This window comes from Enterocloster citroniae, assembly GCF_040545455.1.
GTDB lineage: Bacteria > Bacillota > Clostridia > Lachnospirales > Lachnospiraceae > Enterocloster > Enterocloster citroniae.
Genome location: NZ_JBEPLZ010000021.1, coordinates 22,883 through 47,051, shown reverse-complemented (window position 1 = coordinate 47,051; position 24,169 = coordinate 22,883). Strand labels below are relative to the sequence as shown.

The following is a 24,169-nucleotide window of genomic DNA, read 5'->3' as shown; positions in this document are numbered from 1 at the left end:
TCCTAACCGGAGCCGGATATTGCCGCAGCATTTCACTTATATATTATTTGTCCGGTACAACCCGCCTTACAGTCCCAGGGACCTCTTGATCTGTACCTTTATCTCCTGAAGCTTGTAGGCGTTTTCCTTAAGAGGCGCCGCGCCGGCGCAGGCCAGCTGTGCCGCCTCCTCCGCCAGTTCTTCGGTGACGGCCTTGCCTGTGAGAAGTTCCTCCACCTTGAACAGGCGTACCGGAACAGGGGCTATTCCGCCCGCTGCCAGGCGTGCGCCGCGGATGACTCCGTCCTCCTCCTTATATGCGTAGGCAAGGGAGGTCACGGCAAAGTCAATGGACTCCCGCAGACGCATCTTCAAATAGCCGGTGCGCCAGCCTTCCTGTTTGGGAATTGTGATCTCAGTCACGATTTCTCCCGGCTCCAGTTTGTCTGCGGCATGCATCACGCCGAAGAAATCTTCCGCCTCAAATACCTGTCTTGTGGTGTGGATTTTTGCGCCGAGGGCGATCAGCACCGGACTCATGTCGGAAGCATTTACGGAATAGCAGCCGCAGTTCATGCAGCGCCCTGCCTCGGCTTTTGCTTCCTCCTGTGTCAGGCTTTCTGAATCTTCTTTTTCCAGACAGCGCTCATTTACCGGCGTATCCTTCTCCACCGCAGCCTTTGGAATCTCAATGGCCAGGCTGTCATGGCGCAGGAATCCTTCTTCCTCCTTTTTGGGCTGAAGCGGGAACCCCATATAGCTGCTCATGCTTCTGGCCGCAACGCCGCCATCACGGACCGCCTTGATGGCAACAGACGGACCGGAGGCCGCATCGCCGCCTGCATAAACGCCCGGCGCCCTTGTATCCTTGTGTTCGCCAACCTCGATCAGGCCCCTTGCATCCTTTAATTCCTCTTTGTATTTCTCGCCCAGGAAGTCCAGGTCAACACGCTGTCCGGTTGCAAGGATGATACAGTCGGATGCGAACATCTGCTTGTGCGCGTCATCATAGACCGGGCTAAAATGTCCATGCTCATCAAATACGGACACGCATTTCTTGGCTTCCAGTCCGGCTACCTGTCCGTCACCGGATTCCACCACGCGCTCCAGGCCCCAGCCGTTATAAATCTCCACACCCTCTTCCTCCGCGCGTGCGATCTCTTCCTCTGTGGCAGGCATCTCCTCCCGCTGCTCCAGACACACCAGCTTTACCTTCTGTGCGCCCAGGCGGACGGCTGTCAGAGCAACGTCCATGGCAACATTTCCGCCGCCGCATACAAGAACTTCCTTCCCGATCTGCCTGCTCATGAACTTCTTCACTTCCACCAGGAAATTGAGGCCGAAATGGGTCAGCTGCTCGCCTTCAATACCAAGGATCGGCTGTTTCCACGCTCCCGTATCCAGGAACACGGTATCGTGATCCTGTTTGATGGTTTCCATGGCAATATCCTTGCCCACTTCCGTATTGTACTTAAACTGTACTCCCATTCCCGTTATGGCCGCCACCAGGTCGCGGACATAATGCTTGGGCAGACGGTATTCCGGTATTCCGTACATGAGGACGCCGCCGGCTTCCTCCATCTTCTCATAAACCGTGACCTGATGTCCGGCCTTGCGCAGATAATATGCGGCTGTCAGGCCTGCCGGGCCTGCTCCCACGATACCAACCTTCTTACCGGTCTCCCGGCTGGGAGCCGGATAGAATCTGGATGCATGTTCCAGAATGTAATCTCCCAGAGCGCGCTCTACGGAGTGGATGCTGACTGAATCCCCGTGCTGGCACTGGTTGCATTTTGTCTGGCAGGTATGGGGGCATACCCTGGCTGTGAGCATGGGCATGGGGTTCACCTGCATGATAATTTCAGCTGCCCCGTCCCAGTTGTCCTCTCTAATCTTCTGCATATAAGCCGGGATATCCGTTCCCGCGGGACATTCCGCGGAACACGGCGTTATGCCTGCTTTCATGCCGCCCATGACGGAATGGTACTGATTCCTTCCATGGATGGCGTAGCATTCCTCTCCGCCCTTTCTTGCACACATCAGGCGTCCGCCTATGTTATCCGGATAACGGTAATACCAGCAGCGCACATCCTGGCAGAGGTTTCCGCCCATGGTTGCCGCATTCCTCACAATTGGGGATGCGATGCTGCGGGCTGCTTCCCGGACCGCGTTCAGCCCGCCTGCAAGCAGGCCGGATTCCTCGATGTCGCAGAGCTTTGTCAGCGCGCCGATGGAAACCGTATCGCCATTGTCTCTTATGTATCCGGTATCCGGAATCTCCTTCAGGTTTACAAGCAGTTCCGGATAATCCGGCAGCAGGTTCTGTTTCAGGGTTCCGATCAGATCCGTACCTCCGGCAACCGGCTGGGCTTTTTCATATGATTTTAATGCCTCCGATGCTTCCTCAAAACTACCGGCATTGATATGACTAAATTTTTTCATTCCATTCACCTCCCCTTAAGCTTTTCCAAGTGCTTTCAGAATCCGGTCAGGCGTTGCCGGATACTCGTTGATCTCCGCTCCTCCGATGGCGTTCTCAATGGCCATCAGTACGGCCGGCGGTCCTCCTGCTCCGGTTATCTCACCGATTCCAATGGCGCCGAACGGGTGGGCTGTGGGGAACTGGGACTCCAGGATCGATGTATCAAAATGGGGAAGTTCATTAAAGGGCCTCCACTTGTAATCGATCAGGTTGTGAGTCATGATACGTCCCAGCACAGGATCCAGCACATGCGCTTCCAGCTGCGCGGTATCCAGACCCGCAGATCCAAGGCCGCCTTCAAACTGCATCTTCAGCTCGATGGGGTTCACGATCTGTCCCACATCGGATGCGCCCAGTACGTCCACTACCTTTACCAGTCCAGTATCCAGATCCACTTCCACTTCCACAAAGATCATGACACAGTTGTTGTGGTTAAAATCTCCCTCGATCCCGCCTGTACCTGTGATTGAATAATACAGAGGACAGATCCGCAGCCATGGAATCCGGTTGGACGGGTCATCCTTCTTAAATATCATCATATCCTTTGTATCCAGTTCCTCGGGACTGCATCCCATCACGGGAGCCGCTTCCTCAAGCAGCTTCTTTCTGGCCTCTGCAGCCGCTCTTCCAACTGCCGCGCCGCCAGTGATGGTTCCTCTGGAACCGGCCAGTCCGAAATCAGCCGGGTTGGTGCCGTTGTCGGCCTGCACCACAGTAACTGCTTCCATGGGAACGTTTAACACCTCTGCCGCCACCTTTGCAATGGCCAGACGCTCGCCGTTGCCGCATTCCGAAATAACGCAGTGTACGGTCACCTGGTCATTTTCCAGGCGCACATATGCAAATGTCTCGTCACTCTGTGGATCACCGCTGCTGTGAAGGCTGAAGCCCACGCCGTACGCCTTGTTACCTTCCACTCTGGTGGGCTTGCCCCATCCTTTCCACTTCCGGTACCATCCGAATTTCTCCGCCGCCACATCAAAGCACTTGGTGTAGTCGATCACCGGATTGCTGTATTTGTGTCCGGTTCTCCAATAATACTCGTCCCCCGCCTTGCAGAAATTCTTCTTAAAGACGGTAACAGGATCCATATCGATCTGCTTTAATGCCCGGTTCAGCAGATGGAGGGCGCAGGATTTCAGTTCCTGTCCCCCAAATCCTCTGGCAATGCCCACCGGGGTCAGGTTGGATACCACCACCTTGGCGGTCACGTCCCAGTTAGGTGTCTGGTTGAGAACCAGGTTCAGCTCGCCCAGGCCTTCCGCTACCTGGCCCTGGGTCAGCTCGGAGCCAACGCCGGTGCTCACAAGCCAGTCGCCCTTGATCGCATGGATCATGCCGTCCTTCTTAACTCCGATCTTGCCGATAAACTTGTTGCTGAGGCGGCGCTCATATGTAAGAAGATGCTCTTCCTTTGTCATGTTGAATTTAACGGCGGCTCCCGCCACCTTTGATGCCGCTACCACAAGCATACTGGTATAGCTCAAGCTGTCCTTGTTGCCGTAGCTTCCGCCCACGTTAGGGGTGATGGTGGAAATGTGTGCCCCAATGGTCAGTCCCAATGGTTTGGCAACCATGTTCGGTCCCTGCGAGGACGCCCATACGGTTACATGGGAATCATCTTCCCATCTGGCCGCGATAAACGGAACCTCGGGTGCTCCCGGGAAGGACGGCTTGTCATAAGAAACCTTGCCTTCCACCACCACATCGCTTTCTTCAAAGCCCTTTTCCACATCTCCCTCGCGGATATAATAAAATGGCGGATCATTTCCCTCAAAATAGCTGCCGGGAGGCAGACAGTTGTTCTCGTAGTGGTACCCCTTGGATTCGATGTTATCCTCTGCCCGGTACACTTCAGGCGCACCCGGCTTGATGGCCTCCTCCACATCATATACAGGAGTCAGCTGCTTATACTCCACCTCGATCAGCTCCAGCGCTTCCTCCGCAATGTCATTGCTCACGGCGCTCACCGTTGCCACCACATCACCTGTAAAACGCAGATGCTGATCCATCACCGGACGGTGGGCGGGAACGCCCGTCTTCCATGCCGGCGCGTTCTTGTAGGTCATGACGGATTTCACCCCGGGCATGGCCTCTGCCTTTGAGGTATCAATGGAAACAATCTCCGCATGAGGGTAAGGGCAACGCAATACTTTCATGTATAGGACATTGGGTATTTTTATATCATCACAGTAAACAGCCTTTCCGGTCACGATCGCACGTCCATCCTGGCGGCGGCGCACTTTTCCAATATGACGGTATTCAGACATTCTTATTCCCTCCTTTACAAAATAGACTTCACTGCTTCGATCACCTGGTAATGGCTGATGCAGCGGCAGTAATTGCCCGACAGGGCATCCTTTATCTCTTCCTCTGTCGGGTTGGGATTCTTATTTAACAGGGACTTTACCGCAATGATAATGCCCGGCGTGCAGAATCCGCACTGGAATGCACTGTGGGACAGAAATGCTTCCTGGATCGGGTCCAGTTCTCCTGTCACCGGATCGCTTAAGCCCTCAATCGTAACAATTTCTTTTCCGCCGCATTCCGCTGTGAGCGTGATGCAGGATGCCACCGCTTTCCCGTCCATGAGTACGGCACAGCATCCGCATGCCCCCTGTCCGCAGGACATCTTGGTTCCCGTCAGTCCAATCCTCTCCCGCAGAGTCTCCAAAAGTGTCTCGGATTCCGGAATCTGGCCCAGCCTCCGCCCAATGGTAAACTCATACGTTTCCCCATTAATCTTCAGAGTCAATTCGCTGCCCATTATAATCCTCCTTTCAAACATATATTTGTACATCCAGCAACAGGCAGTTGCTAGTTAAATATATGACAATCATATCTCCAACTAAGAAAATATTCTATCATGGGAGCGAAGGTTTTTTGTGTATTATTGTCTATATGTAGACATTTTTCTCCTGTCTTATTATATATTTTTCACTTGAATGGCACACTGTTATTTGTTATAATATTATTTTAGTTATATATATTGTACATGGATGCCTGGGAGGATCAGCATGGGGAACATCAGTTTTGTTTTCGAGGATGATTTTATTAAATACAAGAACATGTTTGAACGGTACTGCCCGCCTCCCCTGAACGTAAAAAAGGGAACTGATCTGTGCAGACAGTGCTATACCAGCGACTGGATGTACTACCTGGCGGACGGCATTGCCAAGGTATATATGACCAATTATGACGGTAATGACCGCATTATTGATTTCATGAAAAAGAATACCCTGATCGGAATGGACTGTGTGATCCCAACCCTAAAGTCCGTGGTCAGTATCTCCTGCGTCACCGATATCCACGTCCTCCCCTTTAACGCGGATATCTTAAAAAAGATGTTGGAGGAGGACCCGGAATTTGCTTATGACCTGGTATTATATTACGGAAAAGTCCTGCGCCAGGTAACTTACCATTCCGGGAACCTGGGAATCAGCAATCTGACGGCCCGCTTTGCCAATTTTCTCTATCTCTTTACAGATACGCCCGAATACAGGGAAAAGGGCAGGATTTCCATGACGCAGGAAGAAATTGCCGCGTCCATCAACATTTCCCGCGCCCAGGTGGCTAAGATGTGCGGCCAGATGCGGGGGGAGGGGATCATCGAGACAGGCAACCGGTCGATTGTGATCAAGGATCTGGGAAAGCTTCGGAATTATTGTCATTTGTAATCATAAAGCATAACAAAAATCCCCGCAGTCCATGTTGAAACTGTGGGGATTTCTATATTAGACCGCTGCATCCATCGGCAATTCACGTGACCGGGCGGTCATGATGGGCGGGTGAAGATCACGCACACCGGGCTCTCCGTGTGGATCACATCCCCCACCGGCATAAGCTTTCCGCTCCTCCTGTCCAGTTCAAACTCCACCAGTGTATCCGACAGCTCATTGGCCGCAAGGATCCGGTTATCCCCGGTGGATACGGTGATAAACCTGGGCTGCTGTCCTCCGGTTTTCACGCAGTCCGCAAAGGTGAGCATGCCGGTTTCAGGGTCAATGCGAAAGCTGGTCAGGCTGTCATGCTTCCGGTTGGATACGACCACGTACTCTCCCAGGGGATCCATCACAATACCGCTGGCCCAGCCGTCTCCGGTATAGGTGTCCGGCAGGGTAGGCAGGATCTGTTTGGGTGTCAGCAGCCCCTGCGCGGCATCAAATTCATAACAGGTCACTGAATAGTCCTTCTCGTTCACTCCATACCCAAACCGGTTGCCCGGACACATCACAAAATGTCTCGGTTCCGCGATCTCACGGGAGCGCACCGTGCAGGTCTTCTCCAGTTCTCCTGTTTCCCAATGGATCCTGAAAACCACCACCTGTCCGAATCCTGCCTTACGTCCCTGGCAGGATACGATGAGATAAGCGCCCGTTTCATCCTGAGCCACCTGATGGGGATGGGACACGTCCCCCGTCTTCACACCGGGGATCGTATATAAATGTTTCCGTTCCCCCAGCGTTCTGTCCTCCATTCTGGGAATGACCGCCACGGTCCCTGTCTGCAGGTTAGCCACAAATACCCAGCGGTTGGATGCGTCCACCGAAAGGTGAACCGGGTTGGTTCCTCCGGTAGATACCGTATTAAGCCGGGTTAGTTCCCCTGTCTCCCTGTCCATGGAAAAGGAGGTGATCTCACTGAAATCTCCATGTATGGTGTAGAGAAAATGTTCTGTCCGGTCCATGCAGAGGTAGGATGGGTTGACCAGGTCTCCCACGGTCCGGCGCCTGGTCCATTTTCCTGAATCATGGATTTTGAAAACCTGGATCCCTCTGCCCCTGGCGCCCCGTTCCTTCGTGGTCCTGCAGCCCACGTATGCAAATCTGTCCATATGTATCCTCCTAGATCGTGTTTGAAATTTTTTTCCGCCATTTGTTTGCTATTTGTACGCCGCCTGTATTCCATCTGTACACCCGCTTCGCGGCCTAATCAGCAGAACAGCTTAAATCCCCCCGCAAGGGCGAATATGACGATCACCATAACCGCTGAAAACGACAGGGCAAACAGTCTTGCAAACAGAGATTGCTGCACCTTTTCCGATGCATCCGTCTCCTGGGTATAAGAGGCCAGAAGCAGGCTTCCGCCCGTGGACAGAGGGCTGATCCCGGCCACGGTTGCCCCTCCCACAATCGACATGACCATCTCCAGCACACTGGTGCTGCCTCCCACATTGGATACAATATCCGGCACCGTGGGGATCAGAGTGGGAAGCACCACACCATTGGCAGAGCTGAACCAGGACATGATACCGGCCGTCAGACCAATGAGAGGAGCGGCCGTCACCTGGTTCATCATGGAGGCCAGCAGATTGGAAAGCAGCTCAATACCGCCCATCTCCTTTGTCACGCTCATCAGCACATTCACACCGCAGATCAGGATCAGCACGCTCCACGGAACCAGCCGGACGGCCGCCTTTTCATTCACCGCCCCGATCAGGATCAGCGCCAGCGCCAGGGCAAATGACACCAGCCCCACATCATACTGAAAGCCTACAACCGCAATGACCAGCACAAGGATGGCTGCAATGCCCATTTTCTGCTGACGGTTAAAGGCAGGAAGGTCCGAGGCAGATACGGCATGATCTGATTTTAGCTTATACCCCTTATAGGCCACATAAAGCAGTACTGCGCAGAGGAGGTTTGCAGCGGTAACGCCTGCAAACACCGGCGCCGCCATGCCGGAAAAACCGAATTCGGCCGTCAGGTCCGTCACAATGATACCGGATAATGCGATGGGCGAGGCAGTCCCTCCCACCGCCCCCAGGATGGCCATACATGCCATGAGCACAGGTGACGTATCCATCTGGACTGCCAACGAAACCGCGAATATGATCATTACCGACTGCACCGAGATCGCCCCGGGCCCGGCCGCCGACAGGCCGTAGGAAACAGCGTAGATGATTACCGGGATCAGATAAACATGCGTTCCCACCAGGGTCACCATCTTCTTTGACAAAAGCTCCAGCGTATGGTTCTCCTGCAGCAGACAGAAGAAAAACATGGTGCCTAAAAGCGTGATAAACAGCTTACTGGGAAACCCGTTAAATATCACTTTGGTATCCACGCCGCCGATCATCCCAAGAACAAATGCCAGGCCCAGCGACACGATACCCACATTAATCTTTCTCACAAAACCCAATACAATGGCTGCGGCCAGAAACAGCAGCGCAATTGCCTGAAATACCATATATATACTCCTTCCAAAGCCGCCCGGACCAAAGCCCGGGCCAGTTGTGTACTGCAATGACTGCTTTGACCCATGATGTAACATGTACTGCAGCGTGTGCCATTTGCATGGTCAGAACCGGATTACACCGATCAATGTAGAGACAACCAGAAGAAGGATACTGGCAGGCCACAGAATACGCAGGGAATATTTGATATGCTTGCCAATGGTGCTGTCCGCCAGGCCAAGGCCCACATAGACCGCAGCCACGCTGGGGCTGATGGGAGTGCCGAGGGTTGCAGTCAGCAAAAAGGTGGCTGCCACCACTTCCGGCGAGATCCCGAACTGTTCCACCACGCCCAGTATAATGGGCATCAGTGCATAATAAAATGCATCGGTTCCCAGGATCATAATAAGGGGAACCGCAAACAAGGCCATAAACCAGTGCATATGGGGTGCCACTCCGGCCGGAAGAATGCCCACGATCGCGGCAGCCATAGCCTCCACCATGCCGGAATCCTTGATCACGCCCATAAAAATACCCACGGAAAACAGTGTCATGGTCATGATCATGGCGGACGCGGCATAGCTCTTAAGCTGCTTTGTCTGTTCCGCCGTGTTGGGGTAATTCACAGTCAGCGCAATACAGAATGCGATCATAAAAATAAGGTGCAGAGGCAGGCCGATATCCACAAATAACAGCGCCAGCATCAGGACCGTAAGCCCAAGGTTAAACCAATAGAGTTTCTTTCTTTTGGCAGTGCCCTCGCCTGCCCCTTTCTCGTCAGCCGCCGTATCATCCTTATCAGCTCCGGCTCCATTATGTATCTCGATCCGGGCGATCACAAATGCGATCCCAAATGCGATCACCGCCAGCGCTGCAACAGAGGGCATGATAAACTGGTACAAATCTGAAACCTCGATCCCGATCACGGAAGCCGCACGCATGGTGGGACCGCCCCATGGAACGATATTCATAACACCGTACATGCCGCACATGGTTCCAAGCAAAGCTTCCGGCCGGACCTTCAGCCGCTTGCAGATCGGCAGGAATGCGGGAACCACGATCAAAAACGTGGTTGCGCCCGAGCCGTCCAGATGTGCCACAAAGGTAGTGATAACCACTGCAAACAGCACGGTGGTAACATTGTTCCCCACCCGTTTGATAAGGAAATGGATGATCGGATCAAATAGCCCCTCATTAGACATCAGCGTAAAATAAGAAATGGAAAAAATAAACAGAACAGCCGTACTGAGCATTGTATTGAGACCGGTCTTCACAAACCCGCTGATGGCTTCGATCCCAAATCCACCGGCTACTGCCGCGATCAGCGGCAGCAGTATAAATGCAACCGGAGGCGACAGCTTATCCTTGATCAAAACAAACATCAGCACAAACATCAAGATAAATCCAATTACTGCTAAATTCATGTGTAAATCCCCCGTTTATATTAGTGTACACCATTATTCCATAGTCTGCCACGCTTTAATCCAGGTGCAGCGGGCGTATCTTTCTCACCACATCCAGAATGGTGCCGTCCCTGGCCTCCACAACAGCCACTACCTGGTCTTCCCACTCCAGACGGTCCGGTGTTCCCACCAGGCCGTATGCCTTATCCCGCAGCGTCTCTATGGTCACATGGGCGATCCCGGCGGCATCCAGGCAGTCGATCAGGTCGCGGCGCAGCGGGTTCACGGCAATGCCGTAATCCGTCACCAGCACATCCACACAGTCTCCCGGCGTGGTAACCGTCACCACCTCATCGCAGACCGTGGCCATACGCCCTCTGGTAAGAGGTGTGACAATGATACAGCATTTGCTTCCGGCCGCCGTGTCCGGATGGCCTCCCGGCGCGCCCCGCAGCACCCCGTCCGAGCCGGTGATCACGTTCACATTAAAATCCGTATCGATTTCCAGGGCGGACAGCACCACGAAATCCAGTTTATTTACATAAGCGCCTTTATTGGCCGGATTGGCGTACTCACTCAAGTCCGTCTCATGGTGGTTGGGATTCTTAAAAATGTGGTCGATCGCCCCCTGGTCAAAGTCCTGGGTATCCAGAATGTGCTCCACCAGCCCCTTATCCTGAAGACGGCAGACCGCACTGCTGGTCCCGCCCAGTGCAAAGCTCATCCGGATATTCTTTTCCAGCATATGCTCCTCCAGGAACCGGTTCACCGCCAGGGACGGTCCTCCCACACCTGTCTGAAAGGAAAATCCATCCTTAAAATACGGTGTTGCGGCAATGACATCCGCCACATGCTCGGCCATCATAAGTTCCCTGGGGTTATCCGTCATACGCGCTTCTTTTGTGGAAATCTTACCGGCATCACCGATATCATCCACCAGACACACACAGTCCACATCAATGGCGGATATGGAAGATGGCAGATTGGGAAATGGCGCCAGTGTATCCGTTATGATAACCGTGTGGTCTGCAAAATGGGAATCATGGATGGCAAATCCCATGGAACCGCAGTTGTTCTTTCCGCCCACGCCCTTGGCATTGCCGCAGCAGTCGGAGGTAGACGCAGCCAGAAACGCGATATCAATATGCACCTCTCCGGCCTCCACCGCTCTCGGCCTGCCGCCGTGGCTTCGGATGACCGCAGGTGTCTTCAGTCTGCCCGCGGATATCACCTCGCCGATCCGTCCCCGGACCCCGGACGTCTGAACTCCGATTACCCTGCCGTCTTCTATATAATCTGCGATCACATCCTGGGCATTGCCCAGCGATGTGGCCGCAACCGTAATATCCTTTAATCCCATTTCCTCCACCAGGACCTTTGCCACCATGCCGGCCACATAATCCCCGTCCCTGAATTCAGTATGAAAGGAAAATGTCATCCCGTCATGGGCGCCGCACCGTTCACATGCTTCTCGGATGCTGCCGCACACCTTGCTCTCCAAAGGCTTTACAAACCTCCGTGTGTTGGGGGAATCCTTTTTCACATATTTGCCATCCATATAGTATTTGCCCTGATATACTTCTTTTCCATTTACAAGAAGTTCGTCAGGAATGTCTCTTTTTACCGCATTGATCATTGACCGCCACATCCTTTCCCTTTATAAATCACCCTTATACACGCCGCAGGCCTTTGCCAGCGCAATCACTCTCCTCGCATCCTCAAAAAACGGAATATCCACCATCTTGCCGTCAACCGTATACACGCCCACACCGGAATCCGCCTGTTCATTAAAAGACCGCACCAGCTTCTCCGCGTAAGCAATCTCTTTGGCAGTGGGGGCAAATGTCTCATGTACAAACCGGATCTGCTTGGGATTCACGATGCTCTTGCCGTCAAATCCCATTTTCCGGTTCTGGATCACTTCCTCCTTAAACCCGTCCATATCGTCAATGTTGGGGTACATAGTGTCAAAGCACTGAACGCCTGCCGCCCTGGCCGCCAGCAGCATCTGTCCCCTGGCTGCCAGCATTTCAATGCCGCCGCGTTCAATCTGCACATGCATGCTCTTTCTGAAGTCACCTCCGGAAATGGCGCACCCGAACATCCGGTCCGAGGCGGTCACGATCTCATAGGCGTTCATTATGCCCTTTGGGCTTTCAAGCGCAGCCATCAGAAGGGTTCTGCCCTCCTCCACGCCGAATTCACGTTCCGCTGCCAGCGTGTGCTCCTCCACGGTCCTCACGTCCTGGGCGCTCTCACATTTTGCAATGCGGATTCCGTCCGCGCCCCCTGCCACCACGCAGCGGATGTCCTCCTGCCAGTGGGGCGTATCCAGTCCATTGATCCGGACGATCACCTCCGTATCGCCGTAATCAATGTGTTTCAGGGCCTGAAACAGGGAGAATCTGGCTGCATCCTTCTGGTTCTCGGCCACCGCATCCTCCAGATCCAGAATGATACTGTCTGTTCCATAGATATACGCATCTTTAATCAATCCCGGTTTCTGTGCGTTCATGAACATCATGGTCCTGCGCAGCCGGTTTTTCTGTGGTCTTGGACGTGGAATCATTTTGCCATACCTCCCCATGGAATATTTTTTTCTGCTGCGCCGCAGCTTCTGTATACCGCGCACTGCACCCTGGCTTTGAGGGTGCACTCCAGAGCGCCCTTGTCCACCACCTTTACAACTCCTTTGCTGACCCCCAGTGTGTCAAGGGTCTCCAGGACCGCCGCCTTGATCTGGCGCCCGTACTGGTTCATCACACTGCTCTCAATGGTCAGCTCGATCCCCTGCTCTCCCGGCTCCACCGTAACCTGCGCATCGCTGGACTCCAGGGTGCCCGCGATCGCTGTTTTCAGAATTTCCATAAGCTCTTCTCCTTTTCCTGACTGATTGCTCTTGCATGCCTTTATTAAACACCGGTTCCAGGCAAAAGTAAAAGTCAATTTTTTCGTAATATACCATTCCAATTTTGAATCGTATTTTTATTTACATTATTACTTTTTATATTATAATAGTCTTATAAATACATTCTTTTTTAACTCATCCCCAGATGGTTCTCAATTCATTCAATTCTTATATAGAATATATATTTCTTTTTATCCATTCCTTATAGGAATTGAATAAAATACTTTTATCATGGAGGCGGTTATGGACGAACGCGATTTTGAACTATTGGATATTTTGGAAAAAACAAAAAACATCACACATGCGGCTGACCTTTTGTATGTGACACAGTCATCCCTGTCAAAGCGCATCACCGCCATTGAGAATGAACTGGGTGTAACCCTTCTGATCCGCTCCAGGCAGGGGATCCATTTTACCCCGGAAGGTGAGGAGGTGCTTAAATATACCACCCAGGCAGCCAGACAGCTCACCTTGATGCGGGAGGCGCTGAATATCAGCCGTTCCTATGTATGCGGCACCTTAAATGCAGGAATATCCATCAACTATGCCCTCTACCAGCTGCCGGATGTGCTGGCCCGATACCGAAAACAGTATCCCCATGTAAATACCCACGTCATCACGGACCAGAGCCGGAATATTTACATGCAGATCGCCCAGGGTCTGATCGATGTTGCGATCATCCGGGGCGAGTATCCCTGGAAGGAACATAAGGTCCTGCTGGACCGCGAAAATATATGCGCGATCTGCAGTGCCAAAGACAAGGGCAAACATCTTGGAGAAATTCCATATATTGGGAGAAAGACAGATATGGTATTTGAACGGGAGACAGCCCAGTGGATGCGCGAACATAATATACAGCCGCAGCAGCACGGCATCTTTGTGGACAATATTACCACCTGTGTGGAGATGGTTACCCGCGGGCTGGGCTGGGCCATTGTTCCGGAGATATGCCTGAACGGCTTTTCCGGCGATATCCGCCCTCTTACCTTTGCCAATGGGGAGCCCTTTGTCCGATCCACCTATATCATGTATACAGATACCGCGCTTTCTTTGCCCCAGGCCGAGGCATTTATCAATATTGTGCGAAACCAGGAAAACAAAGGAGTTTGACATGTCCGACTATACCATTTCCCGGATTTTTAAAAGCGACCTTCATGGCAGCCGGCAGATGGATCTGCTGCTGTTACAGGAAGGAATCCGCAGGGATCCCAATCTGGATTACTCCTGCGGACTGTTTGATGACAAAATGCAGCTGGTTGCCACGGGAAGCTGTTTCGGCAATACCCTTCGGTGTTTGGCGGTCAGCCGCCTGCATCAGGGCGAAGGGCTGATGAACCGCATTGTGACCCATCTCATGGAGGTACAGTATTTCCGCGGCAACACCCATTTATTTCTATATACAAAATGCTCCGCCGCCAGATTCTTCCACGATCTGGGATTTTATGAAATTGCCCGGATTGACGGGCAGGTAGTGTTTATGGAGAATAAGAGGAATGGATTTGACAAATATCTGAAAGGTCTTAGCGGTGATCTGGCACAGCATGGTGCAGATTGCCATGGTGCAGATTGCCGTGGTACAGGTTGCCGTGGTGCAGACTTCCGTGATGCAGCCCCCGGATCCAAACCGGTCTCAGCCATTGTCATGAACGCCAATCCATTTACCCTGGGCCACCTGTATCTGATCGAAAAAGCGGCTGCACAAAGTGATCTGCTGCACATTTTTATTGTAAGCGAGGACGTCAGCCTTGTGCCCTTCCAGGTGAGAAAACGGTTGGTCATAGAAGGGACCGCTGGGATTCACAATCTGGTCTACCATGACAGCGGGCCTTATATTATCAGCAACGCAACATTTCCCAGCTACTTTCAAAAGGATGAGGATGCCGTGATCGAAAGCCATGCGCGGCTGGACCTGGCTATCTTTGCCCGGATCGCCGGGACGCTGGGGATCACCTGCCGGTATGTGGGGGAGGAACCATTCAGCCGGGTGACCGGTATCTACAACCGAATCATGGAATCCCAGCTTCCAAAGGCCGGTATCCATTGCCGCGTGATTCCCCGAAAGCAGGCGAACGGCACGGCAATCAGCGCCTCCTCTGTGCGCAATGCCATCAGGGAGAACCGCATGGACCTGCTTGCCGGTCTGGTTCCCGACAGCACTTATAGGTATTTTTGCAGTGGGGAAGCAGGGCCTGTGATCCGGGCCATTACAAGTCAGGATGATGTGATCCATTATTAGAAGGAGAGACTACCGATATGAATATTGATTGTTCCAAGATTGCGGTCGGCAGGGAAGCGGCGCTTTTAGACATGCTGGATGCCAGAGAACGCAGGCAGGATATGCAGAGAGCTCTGATCGGACAATACCATCTTCCGGTCATTTCATTTACCCTTAATATAGTGGGGCCGGTAAAAGTATTTCCCCTGGCTGTGGAAACATTTTATGAGGGAGTGGACCTGATCGGGGCGCAGCTTAACGCCTGGAAGATTCCGGTCCTCTGTACCCGTTCCATCACGGCCCACACCGGCTGCGAATACTTTTGGGTCGTGGACGGAGATCTCTGTTTTATCAAGGAAACCCTCTGCCTTCTGGAGGACAGCTTAAGCTTCGGACGGCTGTTTGACATTGACGTGATCAACACGGACGGGCGGAAGATCTCCCGGACCGAGCTGGGATTTCCGGTCCGCAAATGCCTGCTCTGCAGCCGGGACGCATTTGTGTGCGGCAGGGCCAGAACCCATACGGTGAAGGAACTGCTTAATAAGGAATGCCAGCTCATGAAAGAGTATTTCACCTGCAGGTACGCAAAAAAACTTTCCTCTCTTTCCATGCTGGCCCTCTTATATGAAGTCAGCGTCACGCCTAAGCCCGGCCTTGTGGACCGCAGCAATACGGGCGCCCACAGGGATATGGATATTTTCACCTTTGAGGCCAGCGCCGTTTCCCTGAACCATTTTTTTGAAAAGTTTGCCCTGTGCGGTATGGAAAACAGCCATGAATCATTTTCCCGCATCTTCTCCCGTCTCCGCTCCCTGGGCATACAGGCTGAGGATGCCATGATGAAGGCAACGCACAATATCAACACCCATAAGGGTCTTATCTTCTCCCTGGCCATTATGAACTGTTCCCTGGGTTATATGTACGCCAATCAGATCCCCTATTCCCAGGACAACCTGCTGTCGGTAAACCGCAGGCTGGTGGAGGATGTGCTGGAGGATTTTAAGGATATCACAGCGGAAAATGCCGGGACAAACGGTGAGCGCCTGTATGCCCTCTATGGAATGAAGGGCGCGAGGGGGGAGGCGCTGTCCGGGTATCATACGGTTTTAAAGGTGGCCCTTCCTGTGCTTAAGGACTATCTGGGAAAAGGGTTTTCCATCAATGACGCCGGTGCCATGACACTGTTACATATCATAGCAAACTCGGAGGATACGAATATTGTGAACCGCTCTTCTTATGGGGAGATGAAAGAGATACAGGGGAACCTTGGGAAAATGCTTCAGGAGGAAGAAATCATGCAGGGACAGGATGCAAAAGCTGGACTAGATGCAAAAGCCGGACTGGCGTATATAGAAGATCTGGACCGGGACTTTATACAACGCAATATCAGTCCGGGAGGAAGTGCGGATCTTCTGGCGCTGACGTATTTTATTTATCTGTTTGAAAAAGAATTTGGGTGAGGGAGGACTGGCCAGTACAGGGTAACCGTCATCGGACAGCACTTACCTGACACGGTTCCTCCCTCTTTGTCATCCCAAATCTTTCCGCATATATTTTCCCAGCATTTCCTTTAAAACCTTTATCTCCACCGGCTTGGCAAGAAAGTCATCCATCCCGGCTTCCAGACAGCGTTTCCGGTCCTCCTCAAAGGCGTCCGCGGTGAGAGCGATAATAGGGATACGGGCTGCATCCGGCCGTTCCAGGGCACGGATGGCCCTGGTTGCCTGATATCCGTCCATAACCGGCATGCGGCAGTCCATTAAGATGGCGCTGTAATACCCCGGCTTCCGGCTTTGGAATGCCTCAACGCCCTCCTTTCCATTGACAGCCAGTTCCGTGGTCAGGCCCAGGAACTCCAGGATTCCCATCATGATCTCCTGATTAATGGCATTATCCTCACACAGCAGTATGCAGGCAGACTGTCCGGTGGGATCACCGGCCGCATCCGCTGCCAGTTCCTTCTCACATGGTCCCTTGGCGGCCGGGACATCCATCTCGATCACGAATATACTTCCCTTGCCGATGCTGCTCTCCACATGTATGGTACCGTTCATCAGGTCTACCAGCCGTTTAACAATAGCAAGCCCCAGTCCGGTGCCGGACATTCCCATGGCCTTTCTGCTCTCCTGAGTAAATGATTTGAACATCTGCTTTTGGAACTCCGGGGACATGCCCATCCCATTATCCTCCACCCGCATGGTCAGGTGGATCATTCCGCTGTCCTTGGGCACTCCTTTTATGGTGAGTGTGACGGTTCCTTTTTCATCCGTATATTTGACCGCATTGGACAGCAGGTTAAACAGGATCTGGTTAAAACGCTGCTGGTCCGCCAGGACTGTGATCTTCTCATCCACATCGATCCTGAAATCGATCTGTTTTTCCCCTGACAGGGGCAGGATCACGCTTTCCAGATACCTGCGCAGTTCCTTCATGGAGTATGCCTTAGGGTGCAGCTCGATCATGCCGCTTTCAATCTTGGACATGTCCAGGATATCGTTGATCAAGGCCAGCAAAAAGCCGGATGAGATTGAAATCTTTTTCAGATAGCTTCTCATGGCCTCCTCTCCCACCCCGTCCTGAAGGGCCAGCTGGGTCATTCCGATAATACCGTTCATGGGTGTGCGGATATCATGGGACATATTGGCCAGGAACTCTGACTTGGCTTTGCTGGCCTCGTCCGCTTCCCTCACCGCCTGCTCCAGCCTGCGCTCTTTTAACACTTCATCCGTTCTGTCACTGACACAGAAAATCCACTTTTTCTGCCAGTCTGCTCCCTCCGGAACATAGCCGCTCAGGCGCAGGAGCTGCTGCTTGCCGCTCCCGGGATTGCTGTATGGAAAATCTACGTAGAAATTTTTCTTGTCTTTCATGATCCTTTGGATCCGTTCCAGTTCCTCATCATCAAACGGAAGCTTGATGGATCTGGTATCATGATCCAAAATCTCCCTGCTTTCAACCCCCAGGATACGCCCGATATTTTCAGAGACATAATCCACCTCGTCAGTTTCATGGTCAAACACCAGGAAAACGCTGTCCACATTCTCAGCAAGGAGCCGGAAAAGCGTATTGCGGTATTCCCTTTCACGAAGCTTTGTTTTGGTAATCCGGTTATTATAGATAATGAGCAGAACAGCTGCCAGAAGGACCACTACCACAAACGCGCCCACAAGATAGGCCATGCCGGAGGATTCTTCTTTTATCACATCATAGGGTATCATGGTGATCAGATATTCCGCTGCAGCGTCATTGACCGGGACAAAATAGAGATAGACCTTTTTCCCTTTCAGGCTGACAACCGCGCTTCCCGTCTTTCCTCCCGACAGGGCGTTCCTTATCTCTCCGGCCGTTTTTGTGTCACCGTTTTCATTCAAGGCGCTATACAGATCACCATGTACGTTCTCCGGCATGATTCTGTCCGAGTAGATAACAAACTCGCCGGTTCGGGCATCGATCACGCAGGAAAATCCCTGCCCGTCATAAAACTCCATAACACTGGGCACATAATACCTGGACAGATTGACCATTCCATAGAGTACGCCTGCCTTTTTATCTTCATGGTATAGATCCGTGCGGTACGCAATCTGCCGTTTGCCGTTTGCCTCCCAAAAAGGCCTGCTGACATTACCGCCCTGGGGAAAGTCCAGTTTTGCGGCAAAGTCAGACGCTTCTTCCGGCTGTCGTTGGCCGGAGGACACACATTTTCCATCATCATATGACGCGATCATCTCACTGAAACCGGAATCCGGGGCTGCCTGCAGTATATCTGCCGCCTCGTCCCTGTCATAAAGCTTTCCCAACACCTCCGCCATGTTGGCAAGGACTGCCTGGTCCGCATCGGTGGCATTGGAGATACACTGGACCCCGGCCAAAGAAGTGGTGCGGATCGCCAAAACAGCCGCATCCCACTGTGTATTTGACAGATACATGGTAAAACCGATCACTGCGGCAATGATAAGGATAACCGATGCGATGATAACACCCATATGCTTCCAGTTTACGTGCTGCTGCTTTGGAAGCTTGTCCGTATCTCCGGCATGTCTGCCAACCCATTGGCGCAGCTGTCTCATCTGTCTGGCATCCTTTTGGATGATCTCTTCCTTTTCCATCAGCTTGGATGCATATTCATCCAGTTTAAGGCGGTCATCCTTCAGCTGGTTATTAGCCATTACCAGATTCGTGGCATCCAGGCACAGACAGACGATCTGGTCAATGCCGCGGCTGTCACGGCTGCGCACGCCCTTGATATCTCCCCAGAAATAGCTGTTATCGCTTTTTCTGATACGCAAAAGCGCCTTAAACTCATCCCCCTGATCCATTGTGTCCAGGACGGCCGCCCGCAAAAGCCCCCGATCTTTCGGGTGGACCGCATTGCTCAGTCTGCCGGCTATGGCTTCCAGGTACTCCTTCTCATTCCTGTATCCCAGATAGATGAGCATATTCTGGTTGATAATAGCCAGAGGAAAGTCCTTCCCCAACTCCATGGCAAAGATCCCACCGGGCAGCATTGTATTCACAAAATCGCGCAGGACATCGGATTCATGCTGCTTTGCAAACTCAAAGGGAAAATACTCTCCCTGTTCCTGGTGTCCTTCCGGAATAGAGGTATGCATCTCGCAGATCTTGGACCGGCCGTTCTCCATCTTTGTCATACAGGTAACGCGGCTTTAACAGTTCCAGCGGCGACCAAGAGTCCCTCTCCATCCGTGAATCTCCCCCTATTCCCGCAGCAGATATGCGTCTTTCGTATCTTTATTTTATCTTCCGTTTTCATCCATTCTATCATAGAAGATGGGCAGATGCAATGACCGGCAGATTTGGGAACGGGTGTGTGAAAAATCCTTCGGACCGGATAGCCTATTGGATCGGGCCGTCTGTTTGATGAACTGCAGCTGCCTTCCTAAAAAAATCCTCCAACTCCCTGACCGGCACCAGAAGGCCGTCCCGTGAACCGAGTAAATGCTTCCCAAACCGGTAGCTTGGCACTGCGTCCAGGCGGTTCTCTCCCCAGGCGTACCGGTTGCCTGCCAGCACCTGCTCCCGGTAACGGTCTTCCTCTATACAATTCCTAAAAGCATTGTGGTCTGCCCCGCACTGTTTGGCAAGCCCGGCAAGTACGTCTGTTGATGCAATATCCATGTTCTTGTCAAAGCATGCCTCATAAACCAGCCTGTGGTATTTCCACAGATTTCCTCCGTGCTCCTGGATATAATACATGCCCTGGATCGCACGGTCGCTGTGCATAAAATAAGTTTCCGGGTATGGATGTGACTCACAGGGACGCCATGTAATCTCTATCCGGGGATAGTATTCCAGAAGATTCAGCAGATTCTTGTGGCCGCGGTAGCAATAGGGACAGGCATAATCAAAAAACAATTCTATGTTTATCATTTCAAACCCCTTTCTTCTTTTATATCATAGGTATCTCTTTCAATAAAGTGAACCGCCCACTGATCCCAGTAGCCCTCATACACTCTGCCATCCTGTCCGTCAAAGTTCAGCTGATACATCCTGAATGTGACCAGGATATCCTTAGGCTGCCACTGTTCCTCATATGTATATTTGTAACTCATTCCCAGCCGCTTCATTACCTCGCCGCTGCGGGGATTATTCACATCATGGGTGGCTGTAATATAAAGAAAGCCATCCCTTTTCAGCTGCCGGATCACCGCCCTGCATGCCTCACTTATAATTCCATTGTGCCAAAACTCCCTGCGCAGTCCATACCCCAGATCATAGGGAGCCTTTGTTCCTACATTAACATATCCAATGGGTATCTGGTCACTCTTTAAACAGACGGCATAGCAATATCCCCGGGGCTGCCTGTAAGCATCCCTGTATTTTGTTTCAAATAATGCCCTGGCTTCCTCCAGTGTTTTCAGAGGGAACCAGGGCAGATAGGTGTTCACCTCCGGATCACTGTATATGGCAAACAGAGCATCTATATCCTGCTCGGTAAATTTCCGTAATATCAGCCGCTCCGTTTCTAATGAGGGCGTATTTATAAATTCCATTACTTATTGCCTCCTATATCTTATTTCGTATCATTATATCAGAAATCTATGGTACAATATAGCTGTTAAATCAAAATTGGAGGAGGTTTCGGACATTGACTGAGAGAGAAAAGATGCTGGCCGGTCAGCTTTATGATTGCGGTGATAAAGAATTACTGGCCGAGTGGCACAGGGCAAAGGATCTGGCAAGGGACTATAACAATACCGATTCTTCAAATAAAGAAGAAAAAGAGCGCATCCTTAATTTATTACTTGGCGGTCGAGGGGAAAATTTATGGATCACGGCCCCCTTCTATGTTGATTATGGAAACAATATCTACTTTGGGAATAACTGTGAGGTTAATATGAACTGCACCTTTTTAGACGACAACAAGATTGTCATTGGAAATAACGCCCTGATTGCTCCCAATGTACAGATTTATACTGCTTTTCATCCAACCAATGCAGCCAGACGGTTTGGCGGTCCCAAAGAGGACGGTTCCTTTGAATTTTGCAAGACGCAAACATTACCTGTGGTGATCGGCGATAATGTATGGATTGGCGGCGGGGCCATCATTATGCCCGGTGTTACCATTGGCAATCATGTTGTGATCGGTGCGGGAAGTGTTGTTACAAAGGATATTCCCGACAATATGATCGCCTGCGGAAATCCCTGCCGGGCTGTAAGGGAAAACAGGTAGCGCACACTTATGGTTCACAATGGTGTACATCATAAAACCGCCTGCCCCGGCCGCACCAGGAACCGTTCCGATGCTTCCTGTGCAGCCAAGGCAGGCGGCAACTCTGTCCGCAATTCTATTCTTAATTCTGTTCGCAGCTCTATCCGCAATTCTGCTTAATTGTCAGTTCCAATCATCTATTCGGTCGTCTCAGCCGCTGGTTCCGCCTTTTGTTCCGCCTTTTGTTCCGCCATCTGTTCATCATATACCTGTCGGACGCGTATTGCCAGCTGTTCCATATGGTCATGATCTGTTCCGCAGCAGCCGCCCAGTAATTTCAGTCCGTAATCCTTATGTAACTTCATCATCTCATCCGCCCACTCATCCGCCGGGCTGCTGTACACGACCGGACTGTTATCTAATTCCTCCGGGCTCAGAGGAGAGCCGTTGCCTTCCAGTCCTAAGAAGCGTTCCCGAACCGCATTGGTGCGATTCCGCCTTTTATCCAGGGCAGACATAACATTTCGCGGATGAACGCAGTTGACCTGGTAAAACATAGGGGGATGATCCCCTGTCTTGGCGTCAATATAGTCAATGGCCTCGCTGAGCCACGTTCCATCCATCAGCTTTCCGTCCTTACGGATCAGGAATGTGATAAAGTACGGAATGGAGGTTTCGCTTAATGCCCGGGCGCATCCGGCGGCATCCGGCAGACTGGGTGTCAGGCCGTTCCTCACATGGTCGATCATGGATGTCTCCAGCTTTTTCGCATGGTCTGTATAGTATAAATAAGCCTCCTCCTCATCTAATCCGGAGAAGGGATTATAAGGATCGCCGGTGAAACCCATGGTGGTGCCAATGAAGATCTGGTCGCGGATAGCGGGATAACCGTCCACGATGGAACGGCAGTGGTTCAGATTATCCGCTGATACATCCCGGTCCTCCCAATAGGTTCCTTTCCCCATGGATGGGGTGGTAAACTTGCTGTACGGATGAAGAATCATTGGAAGATCATATTTCTGTGCAATCTGTATGTAGTCATGAAACACGGCGTCCAATCCCCGATGCCCATTCTCAGTATAATAAAGGCCGGCCAGCTTCAGCGGGGGCGTTGGGTCCTGATGTGTAAAATTACGTTTGATCCGTTCCCCCACAGATCCCTGCAGCATCATGATGGGGACTTTTGCAAATGTTTTTTTAAATTTTTCTCTCCGTTGTGTGGTTGTCATGTATCATACCTCCTGCTTTTCTTTTTATAAAATACAGCTTGCTACACCCCTGGGAGAGCCCTGACCCGGTCCCATCCCACTCTTCCTTACTATAGCATTTTTAGGTATGATTTTCAATAGATATATCGTCATGTTGACTTTACTTTATATCCTGTTATTATAGCCTGCTCAACGTTAAGTATAACTTTATTCAACCGAAAAAATGTATTAACGCATCTGCCAAGCGCTCCGGCGCTTCCAAAGCAAGACTATGTCCGCATTCTTCAAATACCTGTCCCGACACCACATTGTCGGCAAACTCCCTCATCTGTTTTTCAACCGTATTTCCAAAAAACTCCGGAGCACCAATGGTCATAACCGGCATTGTGATCTTCGACTTTTTCAACTCAGCATTTATTTCTGCATTCTTAAACGCTGCGCGGTATGTTTCCAGAACTCCCCTAAGCCCTCCAGGTTCCTTTATGTGAGAAATCCATTCCTTAATGCACTCTTCTGAAATTGCATTGGGATTCCATGTTTCAGCTTTCATCCAATAGCTCCAGAATTCCTCTTCATGTCCGGATATTAACATTTCCGGTACATGGGCGATCCAGAAAAACGGAATGTGCCACTGCCAAGTACCATTCTGGTTATACTGGCGTCTTACATTATCCTTTGTAAAATAGGACATTGTATCCAGGTCCTCTCCCGACAAAAGCATTTCACAAAATGAAAGGGCCTTTACATGATCAGGGTTAGTGGCAGCCAGCACATAAGCAAACTCTGCCCCTCTGTCTTCTCCATGTACATAGTACCGGTCATATCCCAGCTGTCTCATCAAATCCGCCATATCATTAGCATTGGTCAAGGAATCATATCCATCCTCCACAGGCGGTTTATCTGTATCACCAAAGCCTCTTAAGTCCGGAGCAATCACCGTATAGTGTTCTGTAAGCAAAGGAATCAGCCTGTACCAATAATAATGGGTCTTAGGTGTCCCGTGTAAGAGCAGAAGCGGCTCTCCCTCTCCGGAAATTACATAATGCATGCGGATGTTATTTACCCTGGCGCGCATATGGCGGACTGGGCGGTGGTTGTGATCATAAATCTCAGGCATGTTATCTCC

General features: G+C 51.6%; 19 protein-coding genes. 5 read left to right on the top strand and 14 right to left on the bottom strand.

Annotated features, from left to right (window positions below; genetic code table 11):
• Positions 1–66 precede the first annotated feature (66 nt).
• Genes ABID13_RS21405 through ABID13_RS21395 form a run of 3 tightly spaced genes read right to left on the bottom strand, consistent with a single transcriptional unit; the run spans position 67 to position 5,228 of the window.
• A complete protein-coding gene (locus ABID13_RS21405; protein WP_048930293.1) occupies positions 67–2,421 on the bottom strand; it encodes an FAD-dependent oxidoreductase in 2,355 nt (784 codons plus the stop codon).
• A 15-nt stretch (positions 2,422–2,436) separates the two neighbouring features.
• Positions 2,437–4,731 carry a xanthine dehydrogenase family protein molybdopterin-binding subunit gene (locus tag ABID13_RS21400; protein ID WP_048930294.1) on the bottom strand — a complete coding sequence of 765 codons (2,295 nt, stop codon included), beginning with the start codon at positions 4,729–4,731 and terminating at the stop codon, positions 2,437–2,439.
• A gap of 14 nt (positions 4,732–4,745) precedes the next feature.
• Positions 4,746–5,228, bottom strand: a complete 483-nt coding sequence (locus tag ABID13_RS21395; protein ID WP_007859286.1) for a (2Fe-2S)-binding protein — start codon at positions 5,226–5,228, stop codon at positions 4,746–4,748.
• A gap of 250 nt (positions 5,229–5,478) precedes the next feature.
• Here ABID13_RS21395 and ABID13_RS21390 point away from each other — a divergent pair, with 250 nt between their 5' ends.
• Positions 5,479–6,138 carry a Crp/Fnr family transcriptional regulator gene (locus ABID13_RS21390; RefSeq protein WP_007859287.1) on the top strand — a complete coding sequence of 220 codons (660 nt, stop codon included), beginning with the start codon at positions 5,479–5,481 and terminating at the stop codon, positions 6,136–6,138.
• A gap of 98 nt (positions 6,139–6,236) precedes the next feature.
• Here the strand turns inward: ABID13_RS21390 and ABID13_RS21385 are convergent, their stop codons facing one another.
• The 6 genes from ABID13_RS21385 to citD all read right to left on the bottom strand — a co-directional run bounded on the left by ABID13_RS21385 (position 6,237) and on the right by citD (position 12,907).
• Positions 6,237–7,295: a lactonase family protein gene (locus ABID13_RS21385; RefSeq protein WP_048930295.1), complete on the bottom strand. Its 1,059-nt coding sequence runs from the start codon at positions 7,293–7,295 to the stop codon at positions 6,237–6,239.
• A 98-nt stretch (positions 7,296–7,393) separates the two neighbouring features.
• On the bottom strand, positions 7,394–8,650 hold the full coding sequence (locus tag ABID13_RS21380) for an SLC13 family permease (RefSeq protein WP_007859289.1): 1,257 nt from the start codon (positions 8,648–8,650) through the stop codon (positions 7,394–7,396).
• Between the two features lie 111 nt (positions 8,651–8,761).
• Entirely contained in the window at positions 8,762–10,060 is a 1,299-nt protein-coding gene (locus ABID13_RS21375) for a CitMHS family transporter (RefSeq protein WP_045093975.1), read from the bottom strand.
• A 55-nt stretch (positions 10,061–10,115) separates the two neighbouring features.
• On the bottom strand, positions 10,116–11,675 hold the full coding sequence (citF, locus tag ABID13_RS21370) for a citrate lyase subunit alpha (protein WP_048930296.1): 1,560 nt from the start codon (positions 11,673–11,675) through the stop codon (positions 10,116–10,118).
• A 21-nt stretch (positions 11,676–11,696) separates the two neighbouring features.
• The gene (locus tag ABID13_RS21365; RefSeq protein WP_007859296.1) at positions 11,697–12,608 is read right to left on the bottom strand and encodes an aldolase/citrate lyase family protein; all 912 of its coding nucleotides are present in this window, start codon (positions 12,606–12,608) and stop codon (positions 11,697–11,699) included.
• Positions 12,605–12,907, bottom strand: coding sequence for a citrate lyase acyl carrier protein (gene citD, locus ABID13_RS21360; protein WP_007859297.1), 303 nt, complete (start codon positions 12,905–12,907; stop codon positions 12,605–12,607). Before citD ends, ABID13_RS21365 begins: the two co-directional genes overlap by 4 nt.
• A 283-nt stretch (positions 12,908–13,190) precedes the next feature.
• On the opposite strand from citD, the gene ABID13_RS21355 reads away from it, so the two are divergent.
• From ABID13_RS21355 to citG, 3 genes are read left to right on the top strand one after another with little or no spacing between them, the layout of a single operon-like run.
• Positions 13,191–14,057, top strand: coding sequence for a LysR family transcriptional regulator (locus ABID13_RS21355; protein ID WP_007859299.1), 867 nt, complete (start codon positions 13,191–13,193; stop codon positions 14,055–14,057).
• Position 14,058: 1 nt separating this feature from the next.
• On the top strand, positions 14,059–15,183 hold the full coding sequence (locus ABID13_RS21350) for a [citrate (pro-3S)-lyase] ligase (RefSeq protein WP_048930297.1): 1,125 nt from the start codon (positions 14,059–14,061) through the stop codon (positions 15,181–15,183).
• Between the two features lie 17 nt (positions 15,184–15,200).
• Positions 15,201–16,625, top strand: a complete 1,425-nt coding sequence (gene citG, locus ABID13_RS21345) for a triphosphoribosyl-dephospho-CoA synthase CitG (protein ID WP_045093971.1) — start codon at positions 15,201–15,203, stop codon at positions 16,623–16,625.
• Positions 16,626–16,694: 69 nt separating this feature from the next.
• Here the strand turns inward: citG and ABID13_RS21340 are convergent, their stop codons facing one another.
• From ABID13_RS21340 to ABID13_RS21330, 3 genes are all read right to left on the bottom strand, one after another.
• A complete protein-coding gene (locus ABID13_RS21340) occupies positions 16,695–19,814 on the bottom strand; it encodes an ATP-binding protein (RefSeq protein ID WP_048930298.1) in 3,120 nt (1,039 codons plus the stop codon).
• 205 nt (positions 19,815–20,019) lie between these two features.
• Positions 20,020–20,553 (bottom strand): DsbA family oxidoreductase, encoded by a 534-nt coding sequence (locus tag ABID13_RS21335; protein ID WP_045093970.1) that lies wholly within the window; start codon positions 20,551–20,553, stop codon positions 20,020–20,022.
• Positions 20,550–21,176 carry a GNAT family N-acetyltransferase gene (locus ABID13_RS21330; RefSeq protein WP_195415265.1) on the bottom strand — a complete coding sequence of 209 codons (627 nt, stop codon included), beginning with the start codon at positions 21,174–21,176 and terminating at the stop codon, positions 20,550–20,552. The genes ABID13_RS21335 and ABID13_RS21330 overlap by 4 nt, the downstream gene beginning before the upstream one ends.
• Before the next feature lie 95 nt (positions 21,177–21,271).
• On the opposite strand from ABID13_RS21330, the gene ABID13_RS21325 reads away from it, so the two are divergent.
• A complete protein-coding gene (locus ABID13_RS21325) occupies positions 21,272–21,856 on the top strand; it encodes a sugar O-acetyltransferase (protein ID WP_045093969.1) in 585 nt (194 codons plus the stop codon).
• A gap of 176 nt (positions 21,857–22,032) precedes the next feature.
• Here ABID13_RS21325 and ABID13_RS21320 read toward each other — a convergent pair whose 3' ends face one another.
• Both ABID13_RS21320 and ABID13_RS21315 read right to left on the bottom strand, forming a co-directional pair.
• On the bottom strand, positions 22,033–23,064 hold the full coding sequence (locus tag ABID13_RS21320) for a homocysteine S-methyltransferase family protein (RefSeq protein WP_048930299.1): 1,032 nt from the start codon (positions 23,062–23,064) through the stop codon (positions 22,033–22,035).
• A gap of 190 nt (positions 23,065–23,254) precedes the next feature.
• The gene (locus ABID13_RS21315) at positions 23,255–24,160 is read right to left on the bottom strand and encodes an alpha/beta fold hydrolase (protein WP_007859317.1); all 906 of its coding nucleotides are present in this window, start codon (positions 24,158–24,160) and stop codon (positions 23,255–23,257) included.
• Positions 24,161–24,169 lie beyond the last annotated feature (9 nt).

Coding starts and splice junctions, on each gene's coding strand:
- ABID13_RS21365 (WP_007859296.1), bottom strand. CDS start 12,608: ATGATTCCACGTCCAAGACCACAGAAAAACCGGCTGCGCAGGACCATG.
- ABID13_RS21350 (WP_048930297.1), top strand. CDS start 14,059: ATGTCCGACTATACCATTTCCCGGATTTTTAAAAGCGACCTTCATGGC.
- citD (WP_007859297.1), bottom strand. CDS start 12,907: ATGGAAATTCTGAAAACAGCGATCGCGGGCACCCTGGAGTCCAGCGAT.
- ABID13_RS21340 (WP_048930298.1), bottom strand. CDS start 19,814: ATGACAAAGATGGAGAACGGCCGGTCCAAGATCTGCGAGATGCATACC.
- ABID13_RS21335 (WP_045093970.1), bottom strand. CDS start 20,553: ATGATAAACATAGAATTGTTTTTTGATTATGCCTGTCCCTATTGCTAC.
- ABID13_RS21380 (WP_007859289.1), bottom strand. CDS start 8,650: ATGGTATTTCAGGCAATTGCGCTGCTGTTTCTGGCCGCAGCCATTGTA.
- ABID13_RS21315 (WP_007859317.1), bottom strand. CDS start 24,160: ATGCCTGAGATTTATGATCACAACCACCGCCCAGTCCGCCATATGCGC.
- ABID13_RS21400 (WP_048930294.1), bottom strand. CDS start 4,731: ATGTCTGAATACCGTCATATTGGAAAAGTGCGCCGCCGCCAGGATGGA.
- ABID13_RS21390 (WP_007859287.1), top strand. CDS start 5,479: ATGGGGAACATCAGTTTTGTTTTCGAGGATGATTTTATTAAATACAAG.
- ABID13_RS21320 (WP_048930299.1), bottom strand. CDS start 23,064: ATGACAACCACACAACGGAGAGAAAAATTTAAAAAAACATTTGCAAAA.
- ABID13_RS21385 (WP_048930295.1), bottom strand. CDS start 7,295: ATGGACAGATTTGCATACGTGGGCTGCAGGACCACGAAGGAACGGGGC.
- ABID13_RS21330 (WP_195415265.1), bottom strand. CDS start 21,176: ATGGAATTTATAAATACGCCCTCATTAGAAACGGAGCGGCTGATATTA.
- citF (WP_048930296.1), bottom strand. CDS start 11,675: ATGATCAATGCGGTAAAAAGAGACATTCCTGACGAACTTCTTGTAAAT.
- ABID13_RS21405 (WP_048930293.1), bottom strand. CDS start 2,421: ATGAAAAAATTTAGTCATATCAATGCCGGTAGTTTTGAGGAAGCATCG.
- citG (WP_045093971.1), top strand. CDS start 15,201: ATGAATATTGATTGTTCCAAGATTGCGGTCGGCAGGGAAGCGGCGCTT.
- ABID13_RS21375 (WP_045093975.1), bottom strand. CDS start 10,060: ATGAATTTAGCAGTAATTGGATTTATCTTGATGTTTGTGCTGATGTTT.
- ABID13_RS21395 (WP_007859286.1), bottom strand. CDS start 5,228: ATGGGCAGCGAATTGACTCTGAAGATTAATGGGGAAACGTATGAGTTT.
- ABID13_RS21355 (WP_007859299.1), top strand. CDS start 13,191: ATGGACGAACGCGATTTTGAACTATTGGATATTTTGGAAAAAACAAAA.